Source organism: Delftia sp. Lp-1, assembly GCF_020523835.1.
Lineage (GTDB): Bacteria > Pseudomonadota > Gammaproteobacteria > Burkholderiales > Burkholderiaceae_C > Comamonas > Comamonas acidovorans.
Genome location: NZ_JAJALJ010000003.1, coordinates 37,685 through 62,376, shown reverse-complemented (window position 1 = coordinate 62,376; position 24,692 = coordinate 37,685). Strand labels below are relative to the sequence as shown.

At 67.7% G+C, this 24,692-nt stretch carries 24 protein-coding genes; 8 read left to right on the top strand and 16 right to left on the bottom strand.

Going from position 1 to position 24,692, the window contains the following annotated elements:
* Positions 1-11: 11 nt before the first annotated feature.
* From LGR64_RS21290 to LGR64_RS21275, 4 genes are all read right to left on the bottom strand, one after another.
* Positions 12-2,132, bottom strand: coding sequence for an alpha/beta hydrolase domain-containing protein (locus tag LGR64_RS21290; RefSeq protein WP_230356899.1), 2,121 nt, complete (start codon positions 2,130-2,132; stop codon positions 12-14).
* Between the two features lie 108 nt (positions 2,133-2,240).
* A complete protein-coding gene (locus LGR64_RS21285; protein ID WP_141831009.1) occupies positions 2,241-3,224 on the bottom strand; it encodes a Bug family tripartite tricarboxylate transporter substrate binding protein in 984 nt (327 codons plus the stop codon).
* A gap of 48 nt (positions 3,225-3,272) precedes the next feature.
* The gene (locus LGR64_RS21280) at positions 3,273-3,644 is read right to left on the bottom strand and encodes an AtuA-related protein (protein WP_141831011.1); all 372 of its coding nucleotides are present in this window, start codon (positions 3,642-3,644) and stop codon (positions 3,273-3,275) included.
* Complete coding sequence (locus tag LGR64_RS21275; protein ID WP_230356897.1) at positions 3,641-5,086, bottom strand: acyclic terpene utilization AtuA family protein; 1,446 nt, start codon at positions 5,084-5,086, stop codon at positions 3,641-3,643. Before LGR64_RS21275 ends, LGR64_RS21280 begins: the two co-directional genes overlap by 4 nt.
* Positions 5,087-5,156: 70 nt before the next feature.
* On the opposite strand from LGR64_RS21275, the gene LGR64_RS21270 reads away from it, so the two are divergent.
* From LGR64_RS21270 to LGR64_RS21250, 5 genes are all read left to right on the top strand, one after another.
* Positions 5,157-6,056 carry a LysR family transcriptional regulator gene (locus LGR64_RS21270; protein ID WP_013804722.1) on the top strand — a complete coding sequence of 300 codons (900 nt, stop codon included), beginning with the start codon at positions 5,157-5,159 and terminating at the stop codon, positions 6,054-6,056.
* 65 nt (positions 6,057-6,121) lie between these two features.
* Positions 6,122-7,087 carry a thiamine-phosphate kinase gene (gene thiL / locus LGR64_RS21265; RefSeq protein ID WP_230356895.1) on the top strand — a complete coding sequence of 322 codons (966 nt, stop codon included), beginning with the start codon at positions 6,122-6,124 and terminating at the stop codon, positions 7,085-7,087.
* Between the two features lie 38 nt (positions 7,088-7,125).
* A complete protein-coding gene (locus LGR64_RS21260; RefSeq protein ID WP_230356893.1) occupies positions 7,126-8,778 on the top strand; it encodes a DUF4139 domain-containing protein in 1,653 nt (550 codons plus the stop codon).
* 130 nt (positions 8,779-8,908) lie between these two features.
* Complete coding sequence (locus LGR64_RS21255; RefSeq protein WP_026062211.1) at positions 8,909-9,409, top strand: phosphatidylglycerophosphatase A family protein; 501 nt, start codon at positions 8,909-8,911, stop codon at positions 9,407-9,409.
* A gap of 10 nt (positions 9,410-9,419) precedes the next feature.
* A complete protein-coding gene (locus LGR64_RS21250) occupies positions 9,420-9,911 on the top strand; it encodes a CinA family protein (protein WP_230356891.1) in 492 nt (163 codons plus the stop codon).
* Here LGR64_RS21250 and LGR64_RS21245 read toward each other — a convergent pair.
* The 12 genes from LGR64_RS21245 to LGR64_RS21190 form a co-directional block, all read right to left on the bottom strand.
* Positions 9,892-10,206, bottom strand: coding sequence for a helix-turn-helix domain-containing protein (locus LGR64_RS21245; protein WP_034389565.1), 315 nt, complete (start codon positions 10,204-10,206; stop codon positions 9,892-9,894). The genes LGR64_RS21250 and LGR64_RS21245 overlap by 20 nt on opposite strands.
* A 33-nt stretch (positions 10,207-10,239) precedes the next feature.
* Positions 10,240-11,064, bottom strand: a complete 825-nt coding sequence (locus LGR64_RS21240) for a YecA/YgfB family protein (RefSeq protein ID WP_063327597.1) — start codon at positions 11,062-11,064, stop codon at positions 10,240-10,242.
* A 149-nt stretch (positions 11,065-11,213) separates the two neighbouring features.
* A complete protein-coding gene (locus tag LGR64_RS21235) occupies positions 11,214-11,735 on the bottom strand; it encodes a hypothetical protein (RefSeq protein WP_230356890.1) in 522 nt (173 codons plus the stop codon).
* A gap of 12 nt (positions 11,736-11,747) precedes the next feature.
* The gene (locus tag LGR64_RS21230; protein ID WP_230356888.1) at positions 11,748-12,842 is read right to left on the bottom strand and encodes a type VI immunity family protein; all 1,095 of its coding nucleotides are present in this window, start codon (positions 12,840-12,842) and stop codon (positions 11,748-11,750) included.
* Positions 12,843-12,877: 35 nt separating this feature from the next.
* A complete protein-coding gene (locus LGR64_RS21225; protein ID WP_230356885.1) occupies positions 12,878-13,966 on the bottom strand; it encodes a type VI immunity family protein in 1,089 nt (362 codons plus the stop codon).
* Positions 13,967-14,004: 38 nt separating this feature from the next.
* Positions 14,005-14,760, bottom strand: coding sequence for a hypothetical protein (locus tag LGR64_RS21220; protein WP_230356884.1), 756 nt, complete (start codon positions 14,758-14,760; stop codon positions 14,005-14,007).
* Positions 14,757-15,161 carry a hypothetical protein gene (locus LGR64_RS21215; RefSeq protein WP_141831029.1) on the bottom strand — a complete coding sequence of 135 codons (405 nt, stop codon included), beginning with the start codon at positions 15,159-15,161 and terminating at the stop codon, positions 14,757-14,759. The genes LGR64_RS21220 and LGR64_RS21215 overlap by 4 nt, the downstream gene beginning before the upstream one ends.
* Positions 15,158-15,766 (bottom strand): DUF4123 domain-containing protein, encoded by a 609-nt coding sequence (locus tag LGR64_RS21210; RefSeq protein ID WP_141831031.1) that lies wholly within the window; start codon positions 15,764-15,766, stop codon positions 15,158-15,160. Before LGR64_RS21210 ends, LGR64_RS21215 begins: the two co-directional genes overlap by 4 nt.
* 6 nt (positions 15,767-15,772) lie before the next feature.
* Positions 15,773-16,114 (bottom strand): PAAR domain-containing protein, encoded by a 342-nt coding sequence (locus LGR64_RS21205; protein ID WP_141831033.1) that lies wholly within the window; start codon positions 16,112-16,114, stop codon positions 15,773-15,775.
* Positions 16,115-16,129: 15 nt separating this feature from the next.
* Positions 16,130-18,508: a type VI secretion system Vgr family protein gene (locus LGR64_RS21200; protein WP_141831035.1), complete on the bottom strand. Its 2,379-nt coding sequence runs from the start codon at positions 18,506-18,508 to the stop codon at positions 16,130-16,132.
* Between the two features lie 268 nt (positions 18,509-18,776).
* Positions 18,777-19,919 carry an acyl-CoA dehydrogenase family protein gene (locus LGR64_RS21195; RefSeq protein ID WP_012202629.1) on the bottom strand — a complete coding sequence of 381 codons (1,143 nt, stop codon included), beginning with the start codon at positions 19,917-19,919 and terminating at the stop codon, positions 18,777-18,779.
* 48 nt (positions 19,920-19,967) lie between these two features.
* The gene (locus tag LGR64_RS21190) at positions 19,968-21,533 is read right to left on the bottom strand and encodes an AMP-binding protein (RefSeq protein ID WP_141831037.1); all 1,566 of its coding nucleotides are present in this window, start codon (positions 21,531-21,533) and stop codon (positions 19,968-19,970) included.
* Positions 21,534-21,695: 162 nt separating this feature from the next.
* Between LGR64_RS21190 and LGR64_RS21185 the strand changes: the two genes are divergently transcribed.
* The 3 genes from LGR64_RS21185 to LGR64_RS21175 are packed head-to-tail and all read left to right on the top strand — an operon-like array spanning position 21,696 to position 24,688.
* Complete coding sequence (locus LGR64_RS21185) at positions 21,696-22,883, top strand: thiolase family protein (protein ID WP_141831039.1); 1,188 nt, start codon at positions 21,696-21,698, stop codon at positions 22,881-22,883.
* Positions 22,884-22,905: 22 nt separating this feature from the next.
* The gene (locus tag LGR64_RS21180) at positions 22,906-23,685 is read left to right on the top strand and encodes an SDR family NAD(P)-dependent oxidoreductase (RefSeq protein ID WP_013804731.1); all 780 of its coding nucleotides are present in this window, start codon (positions 22,906-22,908) and stop codon (positions 23,683-23,685) included.
* Between the two features lie 40 nt (positions 23,686-23,725).
* Positions 23,726-24,688, top strand: coding sequence for a Bug family tripartite tricarboxylate transporter substrate binding protein (locus LGR64_RS21175; protein WP_013804732.1), 963 nt, complete (start codon positions 23,726-23,728; stop codon positions 24,686-24,688).
* Positions 24,689-24,692: the final 4 nt, after the last annotated feature.

Genomic DNA, 24,692 nt, shown 5'->3' with positions numbered 1-24,692 from the left:
TCAGCGCAGGCTCAAGGCAGCACCGCCGCCGCACGCGCGGCGGTGATCTGCGCGTCGGCGTCGCGCTGCAAAAGCAGGCGCTGGCGCACCAGGTCCTGGGCCGCCGCCGTGACGGCGCTCACGTAGCCGGCCTGGTCGACATACAGCTCCTCCAGTGAGGGCCGCCCGTCACCGGCCGCCAGCCGCGCCGCGCGCGTCTTGTGGAAGGGGATGAAGCTGCCCGTGAGGTTGGACAGGTCCACGATGCCCGGCGTGGCCACGTAGTTGAACTCCATGCTGGTGCCCAGCGGTGCCCGCGCCTCCACGCTGCGGATGCCTGCGCGCGTGAGGCCGGTGGCCGCATCGACCTGGGGCACGAGGATGGCGTAGTCCTTGCCCGTGGCGCGCGGCGGCTGCAGCGTGGCGATGCCGCTTTCGTCCTGCGGCACGTACTGCGGGCCGAAGTCGAGCAGCGCAAAGCCGTTGTGGCGCGCCAGGTAGCGGAACTCGGGGATGGCGGTCTGCACGCCGCCCACGCTCCAGCTCAGGCCCTTCATGGCGGGAAAGACCAGCTTGTCGGGCCGCACCAGGGTGCCGTCGGCCAGCTTGGGCACCTGGCTGGCTGGCGGCTCGGTGCCGCGCACCACCCAGTCCTCCAGCGCGATGAACAGCGCGCGGAACGTGTCGTTGAAGTGCACCACGGTGCCGGCCGGATAGACATTGCGCGTGGGCGCATAGCCGATGCTGGCCGTGCCGCCTGCGCCGCCGTGCTGGGTGCTGGCGTAGTAGTAGACGCGCGCATTGGCGGGCTGGGCGATGTCGCGCAGGCCGTTGGCATCGGTCAGCACGGGCGAGCCCTGCAACTGCCAGAACTCCGTGCCCGACAGGCCCAGGAAGAACTTGGGGCAGGTGTTGCTGGCTTCGCAGCGCTTCATCACGCCGCCCTGGCGGCCGCTGACCTCGTCGCTGTAGTCCTTGTCCAGGCCGCGCGGCGCGGTCTGGCCGAAGGCCGTGTGGTCGTTGCGCAGGCCGCCCCCGCCGCCGGGCACGGCAAAGCGTGTGTTGATGTTGGTCTGGCGCGCGGCCACGTGGGCATACATGCCGTCGAAGACCTTGCCTCCATCGAGCGCCTGGTTGAAGCCCAGGTGCAGGAAGGTCTTCATGGCATTGCCCGACTGCGAGGTGCCTTGGCCGATGGTGTGCGTGATGCGCCCGGCCAGCGGGTTGGCCTTGCCGTCGGCGTCGGCCGCCTTGGCGCGGAAGAAGCTCACCGTGTCGCGCAGCGCCGCCAGGCCCACGCCCATGACCTTGGGGTCCTTGGCCACGTAGACCAGCTCGTAGAGGTACTGCGGATCGAACCCGCCCTTCAGGCAGACGCTGGTGGCCGCAGGCGTGCCGGGGAAGGGATTGGCAGCGGCATCGCAGCTGGCGAACTTCCAGTCGCCCGCAGGCACGGTCTGGCGCGCATCGGTTTCGTTGATGCGGCGCGTGAGCGAGTAGCCGGCCTGCGTGTTGTCCAGGCTGGCGGGCTCGTAGGGGATCATGGTCCCGTTGAACACGCCGCCGGGCAGGGTCATGGAGGGCACGGCGGCGGCCGGGACCAGCTCGGTGCGGTAGCTGCCCGTGATGCTGCTGCCGTCCTTGTTGCGGGCCACGGGCACGGTGACCGTCAGGCGCGCGGGCGTGGACTTGGGCACATCGCCCTGCCAGGCCGAGTACAGCAGCACATAGCCGCGCTCCAGGTAGACCGCATCGCCGGGCGTGGCCGTGGGGTTGGGCATGGTCAGGATGTTGCCGCGATTGGGCGCGTCATAGCGCAGCACGCCGCTGGCCTTGGACATGTCCTTGGGCTTGAGCATGACGAAGTCGGTGCTGTACTCGACCATGCCGCGCGCATTGACGGGCGCCAGCGCCAGGTCCTGGATCACGGCGTTCTTCGGGTCGGCCGGGTCCAGCTCGCCGCGCAGCACGCCGGTCACTTTTTCGTAGGCGCCGACACTGCCGTAGCTGCCGGCAAAGTCCTCGGTGGCGCTGATGCTCAGCTGCATGCGAGGCGCCTGCGAACCGGCGGGCGAGTCACTGCCGCCGCAGGCGGTCAGCAGACCGGATGCGGCCAGGGCAAGGGCCAGTGGATGGGTGGATCTGATGTGCATGTTGTCTCCTTGGGGTCATGGCACAGGCAAGGCTCCGCCCTGGCCGCCGTGCATTGCGGCGGCCTAGGACGGTTCGGAAAAAAAGGGAACGGGAGAGCGGGGAGCGGCCTACTCGGGCTGGATGCCGGCGGCCTTGATCACCTGTCCCCACTTCTGGGTCTCGCCCGCCTGGAAGGCGGCCAGCTCCTGGGGCGTGGCGGTCCAGCCCTCGGAGCCGGACATCTCGAAGAAGGACTTGGCGCCCGCGCTGTGCACGGCGTCGGACAGCAGGCGGTTCAGACGGGCCACCACGGCCTCGGGCGTGCCAGCGGGCGCGTAGGCCGCGAACCAGTAGCCCATGTCATAGCCCTTGACGCCGGCTTCCTCCAGCGTGGGCACCTCGGGCAGCTGCGGGCTGCGTTTGGTGGTGGAGTAGCCCAGGGCGCGCAGCTTGCCCGACTTGACCTGGGGCACGCCGGTGGAGGTGTCGGTGATCATCAGATCGATCTGGCCGCCCAGCAGGTCGGTGATGGCCAGCGGATTGCTCTTGTAGGGCACGTGCATCAGGTCCACGCCGGCCAGCTGCTTGAGCATTTCACCGGCCACGCGGCTGGAGGAGCTGCCGCTGCCGAACGACAGCTTGCCCGGCTGCTTCTTCGCCGCCGCCAGCAGGTCGCCCACGTTCCTGTACGGAGCATCGGCGCGCACCACCAGCACCTGGCCGCCCTTGCCCAGCCCGGCCACGGGCGCGAAGTCCTTGACCGCGTCATAGGGCAGCTTCTTGTACAGATGCTGGTTGGCCGCATGCGTGGTGTTGGTGGTGATCAGCACCGTGTAGCCATCGGCCGCCGAGCGCGCCACCTGCTGGGCCGCGATCATGCCGCTGGCGCCGCCCTTGTTCTCGACCACCACGGCCTGCTTGGTCGCCGTGGCCACGGCCTGGCCCAGCGCCCGTGCCAGCTGGTCGGTGGCGCTGCCGGCCGCAAACGGCACGACGAAGGTGATGGGCTTGGACGGATAGTCCTGTGCCAGCGCCGGTGCTGCGGCGGCTGCCAGCGCGCAGGCGGCCAGCGCGAGCACATGGCGGCGGGGGAAGTTGTGCGAAAGGTGCATGTCTGTCTCCTTTGTTGTGATGAATGTGTGACGGGCGGGTGCTGCCTGCTACTCCGGCGCCAGGTGGGGCAGCAGCGAAGCCGGTATGTGGACCTGCATCTGCAGCAGCCAGTACGACAGCGCCTTGCCGTGGCTGTCGAGGTTGAGCGCGTCGTTGACGCCGCCGTCCAGCACCGCGTCCAGCACCCAGTTCATGGCCTGCAGGCGCTGCAGCACGAAGCGCTGCACGCGCGCAGGGCGCCGGGCGGCGAAGTGCGCGGCCACGCGCACTTCGGTGATCTGCTCCACCAGCACGGGCCAGCAGGCGGCATTCCAGGCGATGAGGCTGATGTTGGAGCGGTTGCCCTTGTCCCCCGTGCGCCCGTGCGCCAGGCGGTACAGCGGCACGGTGACGGGCATCGTGGTTGACAGTGTGTTCATGCGGCGTGCTCCCCGGCTTCTTTCCCGGCCTCTTTCTCGACCCCTTTATCGACTCCCTCGGCCCACTTCCATCCGGTGGCGATGCTCTGCTGCGCCAGCAGGCAGGACACCGTGCCCAGCCGCGCGCGCAGCGCCGTGCGCACGCCGCCGCCGCCGGCCGGCCCGCAGGTGTACAGCGCATTGACCTCGCGCGGCAGGCGCCGCGCCTGGGCCTGCGTGGGGCGCAGCCAGGCGGCGCGCAGGCGCACGTCCTGGGGGGCGGCTGCGCTGGCCGGCTGTGCGTCGCGCCAGCGGCCGGCGTCGTCGCCCAGCACGCTGGCCACGCCGATCCAGTCCAGGCGCAGGTCGCCTGCGGCCTCGCCGCCCAGGCGCTCGCGCAGCACCTCGCCGGCCAGCCGGGCGCGCTCCAGGGCGCGCGGGCCGGCATAGGAGATCTCGCCCTCGGCCAGCCAGCCCGAGGCATGGCAGACATTGACCTTGTAGTGGCCGTTGTGCGGATGGCCGCGCACGCCGCTCAGGCGCACGACGTCAGGCCCCACCTGGTGCACCTCGGCCTCGGACAGGTCGGCCACCACGTCGGGCGTCAGGTAGGCGGCCGGGTCGTGCACCTCGTACAGCAGTTGTTCCTTGACCGTGCGTTCGCTGACCAGGCCGCCCGTGCCTTCGGGCTTGGTGATGGTGCAGTCGCCCGAGGGCTCGATGATGGCAATGGGATAGCCCAGCCGCGCCAGGCCCTGCACGTCCTTGAAGCCCGGGTCGGCGAAGTAGCCGCCCGTGACCTGGGCGCCGCATTCCAGCAGGTGGCCTGCCATGGTGGCGCGCGCCAGGCGGTCCCAGTCGTCCCAGGCCCAGCCGAAATGCGCCATGGCCGGCCCCAGAGTCAGCGAGGGGTCGGACACGCGGCCGGCCACCACGATCTCGGCGCCGGCCTGCAGGGCCTCGGCAATCGCGCGCGCGCCGATGTAGGCGTTGGCACTGACCAGCGAATCCTCGGGAAACTCCGCGCCCAGCGCGGCCCGCAGCGCCCCGCGGTACGCCGGGCCGCTGACATCGTCGCCATGCACCACGGCGATGCGCGGCGCGCGCAGGCCCAGGCGCTGCGCCAGCCGCTGGATGCAGCGCGCCGCGCCTTTGGGGTTGGCGGCACCGAAGTTGCTGACGATGCGTATGCCATGCGCCAGGCAGTCGGCCAGCACGGGCTCCAGCAGGTCCTCCAGCAGGGGTTCGTAGCCCGCGTCGGGCTGCTCGCGGCGCGCGAGCTGGGCCAGCGCCAGCGTGCGCTCGGCCAGGGTCTCGAAGATCAGGCAGGCGCTCTGGCCGCTGGCCGCCAGGGCGCGCACCACGGGCGCGGCGGCATCGGTGCGGTCGCCCGAGAAGCCGGCTGCGCAGCCCACCCACAGCGGGGGCTTGTCCGGGGCAAAGAAGGTTTCCAGGTGGTCCATGCAGGCCAATGTAGGCAAGGGCTGCTAATCTGTGAAATCGATTATTCGGATCAACTCATCCAAAAACCCGATGAATATCTCCTCCCGCCAGCTCGATGCCTTCATCGCCCTGGCCCAGCTCAGCAGCTTCACCCTGGCCGCGCAGCGCTGCCATCTGTCGCAGCCGGCCTTCAGCGCCCTGATCAAGGGCCTGGAAGACGGCGTGGGCGTGCGGCTGTTCGACCGCAGCACGCGCCATGTGGCGCTGACGCAGGAGGGGGCGCAGTTCCTCGATGCCGCGCAGCGCATACGCGCCGACCTGGGCGATGCCGTGCACGGCCTGCGCGAGGCGGCAGCGCTGCAGCGCGGGCGCGTGTCCATCGCCCTGCTGCCTTCGCTGGCGGCGGCCTGGCTGCCGCCCGTGCTGGCGCTGTTCCATGCGCGCCATCCGGGCATACAGCTGCAGGTGTCGGACCTGCTGTCCGAGTCCTGCATCGCCCAGGTGGCCTCGGGTCAGGCCGACCTGGCGCTGGCCGCCATCCGCGCCGACACCGAGGAGCTGCAGGCCGAATGGTTCTGCGCCGACCGGCTGCACCTGGTCTGCCGCGCCGACCATGCGCTGGCGGCCCTGCCCGCGCCAACAATGGCCGACCTGCGGGACCAACCCTTCATCCAGCTCGCCCGCCACAGCAGCGTGCGCCAGTACCTGGAATCGCAGGAGCAGGCCCCGCCCCTCAACACCTTGCTGGAAGTGGAGCACCTGGCCACCGTGATGGGCATGGTGCGCGCGGGCCTGGGCATCAGCGTGGTGCCGGCCCTGGCGCTGTTCCACTTCGTGCAGCCTGGCCTGGTGACGCGCCCGCTGGCCGATGCCGATCGCCGGCGCGACCTGTACCTGGTGCGCAGGCGCCAGCGCAGCCTGTCGCCTGCCGCCCAGGCCTTCCACGCGCTGGCGCTGGAGCATCGGCCCGGTGCGGGCGAGACCACCTGATGCGGGGCAGCACGAACCTCGCAGCACAATAGCCCGATCGCCAAACGCATCCGAAAGCCGCCACCGTGGGTGAATTCGACCTGATCCGCCGCTTCTTCCAGCGCCCCGTGCGCCGCGCCGCCCTGGGCGTGGGCGATGACTGCGCCCTGCTCGCCCCGGCGCCGGGCATGCAGCTGGCCGTCTCCAGCGACATGCTGGTCGAGGGCCGGCATTTCTTCGCCGACGTGGACCCGCGCCTGCTGGGCCACAAATCCCTGGCCGTGAACCTGTCCGACCTGGCGGCCTGCGGCGCGCGCCCGCTGGCCTTCACCCTGGCCCTGTCCCTGCCGCGTGCCGATGCGGCCTGGACCGAGGCGTTTGCAGCCGGCCTGCTGGCCCTGGCCGACGCCCACGGCTGCGAGCTGGTCGGCGGCGACACCACCCAGGGGCCCTTGAACATCTGCATCACCGTCTTCGGCGAGGTGCCGCCCGGCCAGGCCCTGCTGCGCAGCGGCGCGCACGCGGGCGACGACATCTGGGTCAGCGGCAGCCTGGGCGATGCCCGCCTGGCGCTGGAAGCCCTGCTGGGCCACACCACCTTGCCACCCGGCACGCTGGCCGCCGCGCGCCAGCGCCTGGAAGCGCCCACGCCGCGCGTGGCCCTGGGCCAGGCGCTGCGCGGCATTGCCAGCAGCGCGCTGGATGTGAGCGACGGCCTGCTGGGCGACCTGGGCCACATCCTCGCGCAATCCCGCGTGGGCGCCAGCCTGGATACGCGCCTGATCACGCCGCTGCTCGATGCCGGCCGGCACACGCCCCTGGCCATCGACCTGCTGCACCAGTGCACCCTGTCCGGCGGCGACGACTACGAGCTGTGCTTCACGGCCCCGGCCGACCGGCGCGATGCCGTGCAGGCCGCAGGCCGCGACACCGCCACGCGCGTCACGCGCATCGGCTGCATCGAGGCCCCGCCCGGCCTGCGGCTGATCGGCCCGGACGGAGCGGCCATGGCGCCCCGGTGGACCTCATTCGACCACTTCGCTGCGGCCTGACGCCGCGCCAAACCACTTTCATCCGAGAAGGACTGCCCATGGTTCAACGCTCCGCCCTGCCCGCCCTCTCTGCCCTGGCCGCCGCCTGCTTCCTGCTGGCAGGCACCCCGGTCCAGGCCCAGGCACAAGCCCAGGAAGCCACCATCGCCCGCGCCCCCATCGCGCGCGTCACCCTGTATGCGGGCGTGGCCTCGGTGGAGCGCACGGCGCGCATCACGGCCGCCACGCGCCAGCTGGTGTTCGAGTGCCTGCCCGGCTCCATCGACCCGCAGAGCCTGCAGGTCAGCGCCGATGCCGGCGTGCGCCTGGGCGACTACAAGCTGCAGTCGCAGCCGCGCGAACTGGCCTCCAAGGCCTGCGCCAGCCCGCTGGAGCAGCAGATCCGCACGCTGGAAGACCAGCTGGCCGCGCTGGAGGCCGACGAGTCCGCCGCCAAGCTCGTGGGCGACTACCTGCAGGGCCTGGCCAAGCCCGGCGATGACGCCAAAGCCCCCGCCCTGCCCGCCGCCAGCCAGCTGGGCGCCGCCACCGAGGCGTTGCGCACCACCAGCCGTGGCAACACGCTGCGCGCCCACCAGATCCTGCGGCAAAAGCAGGCGCTGCAGGAGCAGCTCAGGCCGCTGCAGCTCGAACGCGACCGCACGGGCGCAGGCAACGCCCAGGTGATGAAGGTCACCGTGCAACTGGCCAGCCCGGCCGATGCCAATGTGCAGCTGACCTACCAGGTGCGCGGCCCGAGCTGGCAGCCCACCTACCGCGCCCAGCTGGACCCGGCCAAGGGCACGGTGGCCATCGAACGCCTGGCCCTGGTGGCCCAGAACAGCGGCGAGGACTGGAGCCAGGTGCAGCTGCTGCTGTCCACGGGCCAGCCTTCGCGCAGCACGCAGGCGCGCCTGCCCAATCCCTGGACGCTGGATGTGGAACGGCCCCGCCCCGTGGCCGCCATGGCCCCTCCGCCAGCGCCGGCCCCGGCGGCCCCTGCGATGATGCTGGAGCGCGCCCGCAAGCCCGGGGCGGCCAGCGAGGCCGCCGAACTGCCGGTGCTCGATGTCGCCAGCCTCAACACCGCCTACGCCACGCAGTTCTCCGTGCCCTACCGCATCAGCGTGCCCTCCAGCAGCGAGCGCGTGACCCTGGCCCTGGGCTCGCAGAACCTGCCGGCCACCCTGCTCACGCGCACGGCGCCCGCCGTGGAAGAGGCCGCCTACCTGGTGGCCCAGCTGGCCGTGCCGGCCGGCGTCTGGCCCGCAGGCCCCGTGGCCCTGTTCCGCGACGGCGCCTTCGCCGGCCAGGGCCGGCTGGACTTCGGCAACGCCGCCGCGCTGGCCCAGGGCCTGTCCTTCGGCCGTGACGACAAGGTGGTGGTGCGCAACCTGCCCGTGGACTCGGCCACGGGCAGCGGCGGCCTGCTCAGCAGCAGCACCGAACGCCAGGTCACGCGGCGCTTCCAGGTGGACAACCGCCATGACCGCGCCATCGAGCTGCAGGTGGTGGACGCCGCACCCGTCTCGCGCAACGAGCAGATCCGCGTGCAGTCCCAATACAACCCGCAGCCGGCCACCACGCGCTGGAACGACCGCAACGGCATGATCGCCTGGCAGCAGCCGCTGGCCGCTGGCGCCAGCGCCAGCTTCGAGGCCCGCCACCAGATCCGCCATCCGCAGGATCTGGCGGTCGAAGAGCGTCAGTGAAGCACCAGGGCCGCGCTTATGATCTGGCCCCATGAGTGACGCGCCGCTGCGGCCGGAGGTTTCCGGCGATCCTGCTACCCCCACCTTTGCCTCTGCGGCGCGCCCACCGGAAGGCCCGCCGCAGGGCGGCATGGCTCGCCCCACGCTGGAATTCATGATGTCCCACCCGGCCCACTTCATCGCCATGGGGCTGGGCTCGGGGCTGGGGCGCATCGCGCCCGGCACCGTGGGCACGCTGTGGGCCTGGCTGTCCTTCCTGCTGCTGCAGCACTGGTTCACGCCCCAGCAGATCGGCCTGCTGATCGCGGGCAGCATTCCCCTGGGCTGGTGGGCCTGCACGGTCACGGCGCGCCACATGCGCGTGGCCGACCCGGGCAACCTGGTCTGGGACGAGATCGTGGCCTTCTGGCTGGTGCTGTGGCTGGTCATGCCCACCGGCTTCTGGGGCCAGCTCATCGCCTTTGGGCTGTTCCGCTTCTTCGATGCCGCCAAGCCCCAGCCCGTCAAATGGGCCGACCGGTGCTTCAAGGGCTTCGGCTGGCGCGGCGGCTGGGGGATCATGTTCGATGACCTGGTGGCCGCCTTCTGCACGCTGCTGGTCATCGCGCTATGGCGCCATTTCATTGGCTGAAGGAACGGGCATGAACGCATCCAACGAACTCGTCGAAACCCTGGCAGGCCTGCTGCTGCAGCGCGGCTGGATGCTGGCCACGGCCGAAAGCTGCACGGGCGGCATGATCGCTGCGGCCTGCACGGACCGCGCCGGCTCCAGCGAATGGTTCGAGCGCGGCCTTGTCAGCTACTCCAACGCGGCCAAGCACGACCTGCTGGGCGTGCCCGAGCCGCTGATCGCCGAGCACGGCGCCGTGAGCGAGCCCGTGGCGCGCGCCATGGCCGAAGGCGCCATCGCCCACTCACACGCGCAGTGCAGCGTGGCCGTGACAGGCGTGGCCGGGCCGGGCGGCGGCAGCGCCGCCAAGCCCGTGGGCACGGTCTGGTTCGGCTGGAACGTGTACGGCACCACGCACAGCGAATGCCTGCGCTTTGAGGGCGACCGCGCCGCCGTGCGCCAGGCCACCGTGGTCCATGCCTTGCAGCGCCTCAATGCGCTGATCAGCGCAAGGCTTTTATGAGCTTGTGCGCGATCTCCTGCAGCGGTGCAGGCAGGGCGCGGTAGCTTTCCAGCAGGCGCTGCTCGTCCACGGGCAGCGGCGCGTTGTCGTCTTCCAGGCCGGCCGTCAGCTCCAGCGCCGTGGTCTGCAGCGCCAGGGCCACGCGGGCCAGGGTGTCGTTCTTGAGGGTGCGGATGGCCCCCGATTCGATCTGCGACACGGCCGAGGCCGTGATGCCTGCGGCCTCGGCCAGCCGGCCCTGGGTCATGCCCAGTTCGGCGCGGCGGGCGCGTATGCGTTCACCGATATGTCTCATGGCCCGTGCATCCAAAGCCTGTGGCGCGGGCGCTCAGGCGCCGTGGCACTTCTTGAACTTCTTGCCGCTGCCGCAGGGGCAGGGGTCGTTGCGGCCCGGCTGCTCGCCCTTGACGATGGTTTCCTGGCGCGGGCCCATGCTCTTCCAGATCTGGCGCAGGTCGTACAGCGCCCAGATGGCCTCGCCGAACTGCTCCACGCGCTCCTGGCTGGTGCTGGCGGGGCCGTCCTCGTCGTACATGCAGACTTCGGGTTTGCCGGTGTCGTCCTCGGTCAGGGCCACGACGGCGTTGAGCGCCTCGTTGAGCCAGCCGGCGGCTTCCTTGTCGCGCGGGGCGGCCCATTCCTCGGCCCAGTTCTCGACCACGAACATGAAGCCCAGCGCCCAGATCTGGCCGAACGAGGGGATTTCGCCGTCATCGGGACGCTCTTCCTCGGGCAGCGACAGGATGGCGCCGCGCATGTCCATGGCCTCGGGCTGGAAGGTGCGGTCGTCTTCCAGCGTCTTCACGTCGGCGTCCAGCTGGGTGCGGATCTCGTCCATGCGCAGGCCCACCAGCTCCAGAAAGCGCGCCTGCTGCGCCGCGTCCTTGAACACTTCCATCAGCGGCAGCGGCTGGCCCTCGGCCGCCTCCAGCGTGCCGCCGTCGCCCAGCAGCATGGGCAGCCACTCGGCGGCCGGCACCTCGCGGCGCGTGCAGATCAGCGCCGTCAGGAAACCGTCGCAGAACTCCCACTGCGGAATCTCGTCGCCGCGCGTGCGCAGCTCGTCGAGCAGATCGTCGAGTTCCTCCAGCGCCTCGGGCGTCAGGGCAGGCTCGTCGGGCAGGGCGGTGGCTTCGTGGGCGTCGTTGGACATGGCGGAAATCTCTAGGGAAAACAGGGGGAAGGAACCGGCCACGGCCAGCCCCTCGAATGAATGGCCCGCAGTGTAGCCGCGCCGCCATGTCCGTGGCGCCCGGTCGGAACTGGCGCCCAGGGGGCCCTATCTCCCACATGGCCCACCCGCTACCCGGCTCCCTGCCAGGCCGCGAGCATGGAAAGCCCCACCCATTCCCCGACCCGGCTCATCGTCAAATTCTGCAAAGCGCCGCTGGCGCCGCCAAAGACTGCCACCAGTGCCCATGTCTGCTCGTCGAAACCGCGGGTCGTGCAGCAGGCCATCTGGGGCAGGCACAGCGCCTCGGCCGGGTCCTGGGCCAGCAGGCTGACGAATTCCTGCGCGGTCACGGTCTCCGGATCCAGGCCCATGGGCCAGGACCCCTTCCAGCGCTGCGCATCCAGGGTCACGCTGTGCACGCCCCATGTCGGAGCGCCTGGCATGTCGCCCCAGGCCAGGCGTTGAAGGACCAGGCCCAACCCCCTCTCCGCCCATGTCACCGGGTAAGGTGGGACGTGATCGATCTTCAGCAGCTGCGCATCGCTCAATCCCGCCTGGCGCAGAGCCAGGCGCAGGTAATCCTGCCGGCTATGCCGTCCCAGCGTGCGCAACACGGCATCCATCAACGGGGCGATGGGCTGTGGCTTCATGGTGCTTTCCATTCAAAACCCGTCAAACCGGCTCATATAGGCATCGCACGCCAGTAGCCATGCATGTTCATCATTCGAGCCCGAAGGCGGTGGGCCGATGAAGTTATTGAGCCGAGATTTGGCACGGACAGGCTTGAGCAGGCGTGCGGCCTCGCCAAAGGCGGGCAGCGTCAGTCCTTGATCCATATCCCCCAGACCAGGAAAGTCTCCTGCACGGATTCCCAGGCAGTTGCCTACATCACCGGCCGAAAGATACTGGCTGGCCTCGATCTGCTTGCGCACCGCTTCCCGCCCGCCCAGTTTCTCCAGCAAGGCATCGCTGACAAAACTGAGCCAGTTGATGCTGTACATGGCGTTGTTGAAGTCATGATCGAACAATGCAAGACTGCCCAGGGCATTCAATCCGGGGAACCGCTGCAGATAGGGATACAGCACCTGCTGACCCTTGCCATCGGGTCCAATATTGCGTTCTTCTACTGCGGGCATGACGCCCCAGCCTGCAATAGCCCAGAAGGGCTGCATCAACTCCACCATCTGGGTGGTAAGCCGGCCCACATTGTGCTCAGGTGGCTGGTCTAGAATCCACCACGCAGGAAATGCCATGCGAATAAATGACATGGCAGGACCTATGCCAGGTGATATATGGCGATCATGTAGCCAAATACCCTCATCGTTCTCAATACAGCAATAAAGACGAAAATCTTGAGCGTTGTTCTCCCACGCTTCAGGAGGATTTGGCTTACCCGATGCCATATGGAAAATCAATGCGTAACCTTTAGGGTTAACCAAGCTTTTTTGCTTCTTCGCGGCCAACTTCTTTTGTGCCATCGCGCTGGTCAGCATGGCAGGCATTCCGTCGTACCAATAAACCAATTTTTCTTTCCCCACGGCCTCACAAAAAAGATCGACCACTTTCCATGCGCGCTCACGCACGGCCAATGAATCCCCGTCATGGAACACCATCTCGATCGTCCAGCCTGCTCTTGCACAAATACGCCCAAATTGGTTCTGCAATACCAGCGCCTTGAGAATATCCATCGTCGCCGCGGTGGCAGCATCCGCTTCCTCATTGCCGCAAGGCCAGTTGAAATCATTTTCCGCAGCCATTGTGATCTTTCCCCATTCCTTCAAAACACCAGAAATCAGAACAAATCAAACCGACTCATATAGGCATCGCACGCCAGTAGCCATGCATGTTCATCATTCGAGCCCGAAGGCGGTGGGCCGATGAAGTTATTGAGCCGAGATTTGGCACGGACAGGCTTGAGCAGGCGTGCCGCCTCGCCAAAGGCGGGCAGCGTCAGTCCTTGATCCATATCCCCCAGACCAGGAAAGTCTCCTGCACGGATTCCCAGGCAGTTGCCTACATCACCGGCCGAAAGATACTGGCTGGCCTCCACCTGCTTTCGCACGGCCTCTCGCCCGCCCAGTTTTTCCAGCAATGCATCGCTGACAAAACTCAGCCAGTTAATGCTGTACATGGCGTTGTTGAAGTCATGGCTCATCAACGCAAGGCTGCCCAGGGCATTCAAGCCTGGAAAACGCTGCAAGTAGGGATACAGTATTTGCTGGCCTTTGCCGTCGGGTCCGATATTGCGTTCTTCCACTGCGGGCATGACGCCCCAACCTGCAATGGACCAATAGGGCTGCATCAACTCCACCATCTGGGTGGTGAGGCGGCCCACATTGCGCTCTGGCGGTTGACCCATAATCCACCACGCGGGAAATGCCATGCGAATGAAAGACATGGCAGGGCCTCTCCCCGGGGTTCTATATCTTTCACGATACCAAATACCTTCATCATTCTCCACACGACAGCAAAGGCGAAAGTCTTGTGCATTTTCCACCCAATCATCTGGAGGTTTTGGTTTGCCCGAGGCCAGATCAAACATCATTGCAAAGCCCTTCGGATTATTGAGCGTACTCGGTTTGTGTTTTTCCATCCTCTCCCGCCCTTTCTCGCTGGCCATAGCAACAGGAGCCAGCCCCCACCATATTGCAAGCTTTTCAGAACCAACGACTTCAATGAATAGATCTATCACCTTCCAAGCTCGCTCGCGCACAGCCAATGAATCCCCATCATGAAACACCATTTCAATGGTCCAGCCTGCTCGCGCACAAATACGCCCAAATTGGTTCTTCAATACCAGCGCCTTGAGAATATCCATAGTCGCCACAGTGGCCTTCTGTAGCTCTCTGGTACTCAAAGGTTTGTTGAAGTCTTTTGCCATATCCATCCCCCATATTTCGCTGTACCTAAACCATCGCTTCAAAAGGTCAATCCAAGGACTCTTGCGAGTGCACTCCCTACCGTACCGACACCTCTGAGTACCCGACCCAGCGCAGACGCACCGGCGGCAGCCCCGACAGCCGCCGCCGTATCCTTATTCACCCGTTCGGACAAAGAGATGACCTTTTCCCTGTTGGCCTGCCATTTCGCTGCCTGGTTCAACACACTTTCATTTGCGTTTTCGCCATCACTGTCGCAAGCACAGCTTCCAGCGTCCAAGGCATCCTTTTGAAACTTGTCTTCAAAAATATATGTGTAGGCCTGAAGCTGACTTCTGCCGTCTGGCCCAAGGTCTGAAGAAAATTTATCCCCCGGAAACTTCATCTCATAGACCCGCTGCACGTTGTCCAGCACAGGCGGCAGGCGCGGGTTCTTCACCACGACCACATCGGGAATGCGCGAGCCCGCAGGCCGGCTGCGCGTGGGGCGCACGGGCTCGTTGCGCGACATGACGGGGGCCTTGTTCAGGTACGGCACTTCCTGCTTGTAGTAGCCCCGGTAGCCTTCAAACCCGTCGGCCTGCATGACCACGCCGGCCACGCAGCGCTGGCCCAGGCCGCCGGTCATGCAGCAGCAAAACAGCTCGCACAGCGCCCTGCGGTCCAGTTCATTGTCGAAGTCCCGGGTACCGCATACCTTGTTGAAGCCCACAAGCACGACGGCCTTGCACAGGTCCCTGGACCGCTTCAGGCGATTGAGGGCGATGAAGGCGGGGACCAGTTGCTCGCAACTCATGCACCCGGGCCCCCCAGGGGCGAGGAGGACTCGCCCGCAGGCGTGCGCCGCCGCACCACGTCCCAGATGCCCATCGGCAGTTCAAGCATCATCAGCTGGATGCGTCCGTCAGGCGGCAGGTCGGTGCGCGAGAGAAACTTGCGCACAGCGGGAAACTCGTCGAAGCGCTCGCCAAACTGGTGGCGCAAGGCCAGGAAGCCGATGACATCGTCCGGCGTCGACAGACCCCAGCCCACCGCGCGGTCAAGGCCTCGCCGGGTATGGGCCAGCAGCCTGTCATGCGGCCAATCCTGCTCGCTGAGATGGCAGGTCTGCCGCACGATGGCGGCAATCCCTCCCTCGCTGGGCACCAGGTTGCGGCGCAGCGTGCGCTGCATTTCCAGGGTTGAAATTTCCATCATGGCGAAGACACCTCCCATTGCCTGTTGTCCAGGCGCGCCAGGCCTGTGACGTGGTCCAGAAACTTGCGCTGCGCCAAGCCGACCCAGATCCCCTCGGGATGCGGTGCCAGGCAGGCGAGGATGCTGTGGCCGCGGAACCAGTCCCCCAGATGCGCCGGGTCGAACTGCGCAAGCAGGCGAGGCAGCACGCGCGGGTCGTAAAAGCGCAGCCACAGCCGCTGGCCGCCGTCTCCCCTGGCCTGCAGAAACCGCTTGAGATGGCGCTTGAGCGCAGGGGCCGGCAGCCGGCTGATCAGGAAAATGCCCCAGTGCGCCTGCCAGCCTTCATGCGGCCAGCGCTGGAACAGCGGACTGCCTGCATGCACCCGCATGAGATAGGGCGCGTAGCGCGCATAGCGGGCGGCAGGCATGCCGTCATACAGGCAGGTGATGCACGACTGCGGCGGCTCGGCCAGGATGGCGTCATGCAGGTGCTCATCCGCCGCCGCATCCACGATGGCGTAGAGCAGGCCGTCATAGGTCGCCGCCACCTTTTCGAGCACGGCCTGGCGCGCCATCTGGAGATCGTCCGGCGTGCCGGGGCCTGGGGGGATCAAGGTGGACATGGCGATTCAGTCCTCCATGGCCGACACGAAGGCGGCCCCCGATTGCGCGGCTTCGGCCAGGCACCGGCCCGCATTCGCACCGATCCAGACGGTGGTGCAGCCCGAGACGACCACGCCGCCGTGCACGGTCCTGTCCCCCATGCGGGCCGCGGGCCTGCCACCGATCAGTACCGTGGCTTCGCCTTCGGCCAGGGCATCGGGCGGTGAACGGGGGCACAGCGCCTTGTCCGTGACCCTGGCCGCCGGCATGCCGCCGATGAGCACATTGGCCTGGCCGGAGAGAATGGCCCCGCCCCCGTGGGCGGGGCAGGCATGCATGTCGCCCACTCTTGCTGCAGGTTGTCCCATGCGAGTGTCCCGGGTTCAGCAGTTGATCTTCACCAGCGGCGACTTGATCTCGACCATGGCCGGAGAGATCTCGATGGAGCTCGCCCCCGATTGCAGCCGGATGCTTTGGGTGCCGGTGACGATGACCTGTTGCCCATCGACCGTCAGCGTGGTGCCTGCGGCCAGGGCCAGTTGCCCGCCCGCATCGACCATGCTGTTGGCGCCCACCCGCAGCGCGTGATCGTTGCCGACGTTGACTGCCTGGTCCTGCCCTACCTCGGTGCTGTCATTGTTCTGGATGGTGCTGCTGCGGTTGTGGCCCACGACGAGGCCTTCATCGTTGCCAATCTGCGCGCTGCGATTGCGCCCCACGGTCCGGCTCCAGTCCATCCCCACGCTGTCGCTTCGCAGGACACCCACGTTGCTCATCAGCACCGCGCCTACGTTGAGGTTGTAGGCACACCCCACGGTGACCATCTTGAACAGGCCCGTGCCCTGCGTGTAGCCGATGCCCACGGTTTCGGATTTCATGCGCCCCGTGGCCAGGGTCCAGTTGCGGCCGATGCTGTCGCGCCCATTGGCATCCACGGTTTTCGTGCGGTTCTTGCAGATGCGGATGCTTTCATCCAGGTCCACCGTGCGCGTGCGGTTCTGGTGGACGGTGAGGGTCTCGTCCAGGTCCACAACCTCCGTGCGCCAGCCATGCACGTCGATCTTCTCGTTGCGGCCCACGGTCTCCGTGCGGTCGCGGTGGATCACGCTGGTCTCGTCCCGGTCCACCGTCTTGCGCCGGTCGTTGCCCACCCATTTGTCCTCGTCGTTCTCGACTTCGGTGAGCTGGTCCTTTTGCGCGTGCAGCCACAGCTGCTCCTGCCCGGCCTTGTCCTCGAAGCGGATGGCATTGGCGTCGCCCGGGCCGTTCTTCATGCCCGCGCCCGGTGCGCCGCCCTTGCTCGATCTGGTCTTGATGCCCGATTGCGTGGCGTTGGCCGGCAGCGCCCAGGGCGGCATGTTGGCCGCGTTGTAGACGCAGCCCGTGACGATGGGGTAGTCGGGGTCGCCATTGAGGAAGTCCACCACCACCTCGTGCCCTATGCGCGGGATGGAGATGGCGCCAAAGCCCGGGCCGGCCCAGTTGGTGGCCACGCGGATCCAGCAGCTGGAGTTCTGGTCCTTCTTGCCCAGGCGGTCCCAGTGGAACTGCACCTTGATGCGGCCGTATTCGTCGGTCCATATCTCCTGCCCAGCAGGGCCCACGACGACGGCGGTCTGCGGGCCGGTGGTGCGCGGCTTGGGCGTGGTGCGTGCAGGGGTGTAGGCCAGGCTGGTGGGCTGGGCCTGCAACTCGTAGCGCTGGAAGGAGCCGTCTTCCTTGGCGCCGTCCCGGGCACTTGGTGCGGATGGGGCGCCACGTACGCTGGTGATCGCGCTGACGCGAGGGTTTTCTTTCAGGTGGTAGCTCAGGCCCGTGATCAGGTACTGCTGGTTCTGGTCGCCGCGCGGGTAGTTGCAGAGGCTGAACGTGTAGCCCGTGGCCAGCGCCCGGTGACAGGACTGGCCCCGCACCCGGCTTTGGCCCGTGAGGCTTTCCTTCAGGCGCACGCGGATGTAGGCATCTCCATCGCCGTACTCCGTGTAGCCGCCCGGCCATTCGTAGGTTTCATGGCCGTCGTGCGCATGGCCTGGTGGGTCGCGCCGCATGTGGGTGAGGTCGGCCCGGGGTTTCTTGAAGTCGTAGTCGTCGCTGTAATGGCGGCCCGATTTGATTTCCTGCTCCAGCTGCCAGGCGTGGATGTTTTCCTGATCGCCTGCGGCGGCTTTTTCGGGAGGATAAAAGGGAATGGAGGCGCCCCCGGGCAATACGCTGTGCGAGGCAATGATGTCGTCGCACAGCACCAGGGTGTGCTGGCCCGAGGCATGCTCGAAGAAGTAGTAAATGCCTTCGTGCTCCATCAATCGCGAGACAAAGTCGCAATCGCTTTCGTTGTATTGAACGCAGTAGTCCCAACTGCGATACGCACGCGTGAGTTTCTTTTGCAGGGGATGGCCATAGACGCCCAATACCTGCTCGATGATGTCGGGCACGGTCTGGTTCTGGAAGATGCGAAAGTCGCTCTTGCGCGTGGCCAGCCACAGCCAGGGGCTCAGGCGGGCCTTGTAGGCGTAGTGGCGATGGTCCTGGCCCTGCATGCCGAAGCGGGTGACGATGCCGTCGATGAAGCGCCTGCCGCCGCCCTGGGTTTCTATTTGGATGGTGGCGTTTTTTCCCAATAGGGCCTTGGGATCGATGCTTTCGCTTTCGCTGAGCATTTCCACATCGAGGCTGAAGAGCTGGCTGATGTTTTCCTGGCCGCGCAATTCACGGAAATGCAGCTGCTCGCCCAATGGCGTATGGATGGTGACTCGGCGTGTCATTGGTGCTCGCGCCCTGTCGGGGCGCCCTCCCGGTCTTTCGATACGGAAAGATCATGGAAGAATGAGCCGCCCCATGGAAATTCCAGTTTCTGCCGAAAAATAGGATTGCCAAAGGGAAGTTGCCGACTCTCCCACCCGGATCGGGCTTGGGAAAAGCCTAGGACAAGCGGCCGGAGCAAGGGCCTTCATGATGTGCTGCCGCCACACATCGCCCCGGCTGGCCGCCCCCGGATCAGGGCGCCGCACGCCCGCGCAGCCGCTCAGGGGTTCACAGAGTCCTGGCGATGATCTCCTTCATGATCTCGTCGCTCCCCCCGTAGATCCGCCCTATGCGCGCATCGGTCCAGGCGCGGCCGATCTGGTATTCGGTCATGTAGCCGTAGCCGCCATGCAGTTGCAGGAATTCGTCGAGCAGGCGGTTTTGCAGCGCCGTGGCATTGAGCTTGACCATGGCCGCCCGGTCGGGCGCGAGCGCGCGGCGCAGGTGCAGGGCGATGCAGTCGTCCACGAAGACGCGCAGCATGGTGGCCTGGGCCTTGGCCTCGGCCAGCTTGAAGCGCGTGTTCTGGAAGTCGAACACCGGCTGGCCGAAGGCCTTGCGCTCGCGCGTGTAGGCAATGGTCTTGTGCAAAAAGGCCTCGATGGAGGCGGCCGCGCGCACGGCCACCACCAGGCGTTCCTGGGCCAGTTCGTGCATGAGGTACCTGAAGCCCGCGTTCTCCTCGCCCAGCAGGTGGTCGGCCGGCACGCGCACGTTGTCGAAGAACAGCTCCGAGGTGTCCTGCGCCATGAGGCCGATCTTCTCGAGCTTGCGGCCCTTGGAGAAGCCGGGCATGCCGTCCTCGACCACGATCAGGGACACGCCCTTGGCACCCATCTCGGGCGCGGTCTTGGCGACGACGATGACCAGCTCCGAATTGATGCCGTTGGTGATGAAGGTCTTCTGGCCATTGAGCACGTAGTGGTCGCCCTCGCGCCGCGCCGTGGTGCGCACGGACTTGAGGTCGCTGCCCGCGCCGGGCTCGGTCATGGCAATGGCGCCGATCAGCTCGCCTGCGGCCATGCGCGGCAGCCAGCGGTCCTTCTGCGCCTTGCTGCCATAGGCATGGATGTAGGGCGCGACGATGTCCGAATGCAGCGGAAAGCCCAGCCCGCTGGCGCCCGTGCGCGCGATCTCCTCCAGCAGCACGGCCGCATGGCCGAAGTCGCCGCCGCCGCCGTAGGGCTCGGGCAGCATGGGGTTGAGCAGGCCTTCGCGCCCGGCCTTGCGCCAGACCTCCTTGGGCACGATGCCCTGGCGCTCCCATTCGGCATGGTGGGGCACGATCTCGCGCTCGAAGAAGCGGCGGGCCTGCTCGCGGAACTGTTCATGGTCTTCGCGGTAGACGGAGCGCTCGGTCAGGTCTTGCATGGGTCGGTATCCGGTGGTTGTCGGTGAGGAAAGACGGTGAAGGGCCGTTCAGGCGCTGCGCAGGTTGAAGCCCGCGTGGGGCTGCTCGCGCAGCCTGTCCTTGAGCACGCGGCGCAGCAACTTGCCCGTGGGCAGGCGCGGCAGCTCGTCCACGAACTGCAGGCGCTGCGGGCGCTTGAGGCGCGACAGCGTGGCGCCAGCCTCGGCGACGATGGCGCGCGCCATCTCGGCGCTGGCCGCATGGCCCTGGCGCAGCACGACCACGGCCATGGGCTGCTCGCCGAAGTCGGGCTCGGGCACGCCGACCACGGCCACCTCCTGCACGGCCGGGTGCGTGGCCAGCGCGTTCTCTATCTCCTGCGGATAGAGGTTGACGCCGCCCGACAGGATGAGGTCCGCCCGCCGGTCGCTGAGGAACAGGTAGCCCTCCTCGTCCACATGGCCCAGGTCGCCATAGGTGGCCCAGCCACGCTCGTCGATGGCCTCGCGGGTCTTGGCGGGATCGTTGAGATAGGCGAAGGGCGCCACGTCCGAGAAGAACACGCGGCCGATCTGGCCCGCAGGCAGCTCCTGCCCGTCGTCGCCCACGATGCGCAGCCTCCCGTAGCTGGCGCGGCCCACGGAGCCTGGGCGCCGGCGCCATTCGGCGGAGTTGATCAGGGTGATGCCGCAGCCTTCGGAGCCTGCGTAGTACTCCAGCAGGATGTCGCCCCACCAGTCCAGCAGCGCCTGCTTGACGGCCACCGGGCAGGGCGCGGCCGCGTGGATGGCGCAGCGGTGGCTGGACAGGTCATAGCCGTGCCGCACCTCCTCGGGCAGCTGCAGCAGGCGGCCCAGCATGGTCGGCACCCACTGGCTGTGGGTGATGCGGTAGCGCTCGATCATCGCCAGCGCCTGCTGTGCGTCGAAGCGCGCCGTGATCACCACCGCGCCGCCGCCGTCCAACGTACGCAGGCAGTAGCGCAGCGGCGCTGCGTGGTACAGCGGCGCGGGCGAGAGGTAGACCGTGTCGGCATCAAAGCCCATGTTGCGCTGCCAGACCAGGAATTCGGGGTCGGCCTGCGTGCGGTAGAGCGCGGCCGGCAGCGCCTTCTTGATGCCCTTGGGCCGGCCCGTGGTGCCGGAGGAATACAGCAGGTCGCGCCCCAGCGGACGGCCTGACAGATCGATGGGCGCGGGCGCCTGCGCACGCCAGGCGGCCAGGGCATCGGCCAGCGACGGCAGGCCCGTGGATGCGCAGTCTCCGTCCACCGAATGCACGGTGGCGGCCAGCGCGGCCGGCAGCTGCGCCGCCGTGGCGGCGGAGGCAAAGACATGGCGCGCCCCGCTGTCGCCCAGGATGTAGGCCACCTCAGGTGCCGTCAGATGGGTGCTGATGACCACCGCGTACAGGCCCGCCAGGCGCGCGGCCAGCACCAGCTCCAGGATCTCCACGCGGTTTTCCATCAGCACGGCCACCGTGTCGCCGGCCGCCAGGCCCTGCCCGGCCATCCACTGCGCCACCTCGCGCGAGCGCTGCGCCAGCGCGCCCGCCGTGTGCTGCTGGCCGCTGTCGCCCATGGTCAGCGCAACGCGGTCGGGCCGGGCATCGGCCCAGCTGTGAAAGTCATGCACGCCTGTCTCCTTTGCTTTTTTGAATCCGCCGTCTCGAATTCATCGGGTTTTCAGCAAGTATTTTTGTTTACGCTCGGTTTTTCATCCGGGAAAACGCTTTGTTCAATGCAAATTTCGAGACTTATCATTCATTTCATGAACCTCCAGTCTCATTAAATCCGCATGAACACACCCGTCATCGTCGATGCCATCCGCAGTCCCATGGCCCGGGCCAAGCCCGATGGCGCCCTGGCCCAGCTCCACCCCGTCGATCTGCTCAGCCAGGTGCTGGAGCAGCTCGTGCAGCGCAACCGCATCGACCCCGGCGCGGTGGACGATGTGATCACCGGCTGCGTGAGCCAGGCCGGCGAGCAGGCCGGCACGCCGGGCCGTCTGGCCTGGTTGGCCGCAGGCCTGCCGGCCCATGTGCCGTCCACCACCATCGACCGCAAGTGCGGCTCCAGCCAGCAGGCCGTGCACTTCGCCGTGCAGGCCATCATGTCGGGCACGCAGGACATGGTGATCGCCTGCGGCGTGGAGTCCATGAGCCGCGTGCCCATGGGCAGCTCGCGCATGGGGCAGAACACCACGGGCGCGCGCTTCGATGCGCGCTTTGCGCCGGGGCTGGTGGGCCAGGGCGTGTCGGCCGACCTCGTGGCCGCACGCTGGGGCCTGGGCCGCGACGAACTGGATGCCTATGCCGCGCGATCGCACCAGCGCGCCCATGCGGCCCAGTCGGCCGGGCACTTCGAGCGCGAGATCGTGGGCATCACCACGCCTGCCGGCCTCGTCACGGCCGACGAGACCATCCGCCCGGGCACCACGGCGCAGAAGCTGGGCGCGCTCAAGGCCGTGTTCCAGAACGACGAGCTGTCGGCGCGCTTTCCGCAGATCCGCTGGCACACCACGGCGGGCAATGCCTCGCAGATGACCGACGGCGCCAGCGCCATGCTGCTGATGAGCGAGAAGCGCGCCCAGCAACTGGGCCTGCGCCCGCGTGCGCGCTTCGTGGCGCTGGACGTGGTGGGCGACGATCCGCTGTACATGCTCACGGCCCCCATTCCCGCCACGCGACGCGTGCTGGCCAAGGCCGGCATGCGGCTGGAGCAGATGGACCACTGCGAGATCAACGAGGCCTTCGCCTCCGTCCCCCTGGCCTGGCTGAAAGAGCTGAGGGAACTGGGCGCCGACCCCGAGCGGCTGAACCCGCGCGGCGGCGCCATCGCCCTGGGGCATCCGCTGGGCGCCTCGGGCATCCGCCTGATGACCACCATGCTGCACGCGCTGGAGGACAGCGGCGCGCGCTACGGCCTGCAATCCATGTGCGAGGCCGGCGGCATGGCCAACGCCACCATCATCGAACGCCTGTGAGCCAGGCACGGGAGACACATCCATGCAACTGCAAGAGAACATGACGGCCCTGGTGACGGGCGGCGTATCGGGCCTGGGCGAGGCATCGGCCCAGGCACTGCTGGAGCGCGGTCTGAACGTGGTGGTGGTGGACCTGAACGAGGACCGCGGCGCGGCCATGGTGGACGCCGCCCGCCAGCGCCACGGCAGCCGCCTGCGCTTCGTGAAGGCCGACGTGGCCGACGCCGACCAGATGGCCGCCGCCATTGCCGCCGCCGAGGACTTCGGCGAGTTCCGCGCCCTGGTGCACTGCGCGGGCGTGGGCGGGCCGCTGCGGCTGGTGGAGAAGGACGGCAGCCCCGGCTCGCTGGACAAGTACACGGGCATCGTCCGCGTGAACCTGATCGGCACCTTCAACACGCTGCGCCTGGCCGCCGCCAGCATGGCGCGCAACGAGCCCGTGCAAGGCGAGCGCGGCGCCTGCGTGCTCACGGCCTCGGTGGCGGGCTACGAGGGGCAGATCGGCCAGATTCCCTACGCCTCGGCCAAGGCCGGCATCATCGGCATGACCATCGTCGCCGCGCGCGACCTGGCCACGCGCATGATCCGCGTGTGCACCATTGCGCCGGGCCTGTTCGACACGCCAATCCTGGCCAAGCTGCCCGACAACATCCGCCAGTCGCTGGCCGCCTCCGTGCCCAACCCCGCACGCCTGGGCCACCCGTCCGAGTACGCGATGACCGCGCTGCACATTCTTGAAAATCCCATGCTCAATGGCGAGACGATTCGCCTGGACGGTGCCATTCGGATGAGTCCTCGCTGAGAAGCGCCCTGGCCCAGCACACGCGCGGAGAAGAAGCACCATGTTCAAACGCCTCACGCTGGCGGCTGCCGCCTGGCTGTGCGCCACGGCCGCCATTGCAGCCGACGCCTGGCCCACGCGGCCCATCACCCTGGTCGTGCCGGGCGCGGCCGGGGGCTCCACCGACATTCCCGCGCGGCTGCTGGCGCTCAAGCTGGGCGAGCGGCTGGGGCAGCCCGTCATCGTGGACAACAGGCCCGGCGCGGGCGGCTCCATCGGTGCCAGCCAGGTGGCACGCGCGCAGCCGGACGGCTATACGGTGCTGGTGGGCAACACGGGCTCCAACGCCATCAACTACACGGCCTACAAGAAGCTGCCCTACAGGCCCGAGGACTTCGTGGCGCTGACGGACATGATCTCGTTCTCCAACGTACTGGTCGTGCCGCAGGCATCGCCGGTGCGCTCGCTGGAGGACCTGCTCAAGGCCGCGCGGCAGGCGCCGGGCAAGCTGTCGTTCTCCTCGGCCGGCGTGGGCCAGACCACGCACCTCATGGGCGAGCTGCTGCGCGAGCGCACGGGCGTGGACGTGGTGCATGTGCCCTACCGCGGCTCGGCACCGGCCACGGCGGCCATCGTCTCGGGAGAGACGCAGTTCATGTTCGACAACCTCACGGCCTCGCTGGTGCATATCAAGGCGGGCAAGCTGCATCCCATCGCCGTGACGGGCGCGCAGCGCGAGCCCGAGCTGCCCAACGTGCCCACCACCACCGAGCTGGGCCTGCAGGACTTCGACAAGGTCGGCTGGATGGGTTTCTTCCTGCCCGCGCAGACGCCGCCCGCCGTGGTGCGCAAGCTCACCGACGGCCTTGTCGCCGTGCTCCGGGACCCCGAGGTGGCGCGCCGCTACCGCGAGCTCGGCGGCCGCCCCGGCGGCATGCCGCAGGCGCAGTTCACCCAGCTGGTGGACAACGACCGCAAGAGCTGGGGCGCGCTGATCACCAGCCGCCAGCTGCAACTCGACTGAACTG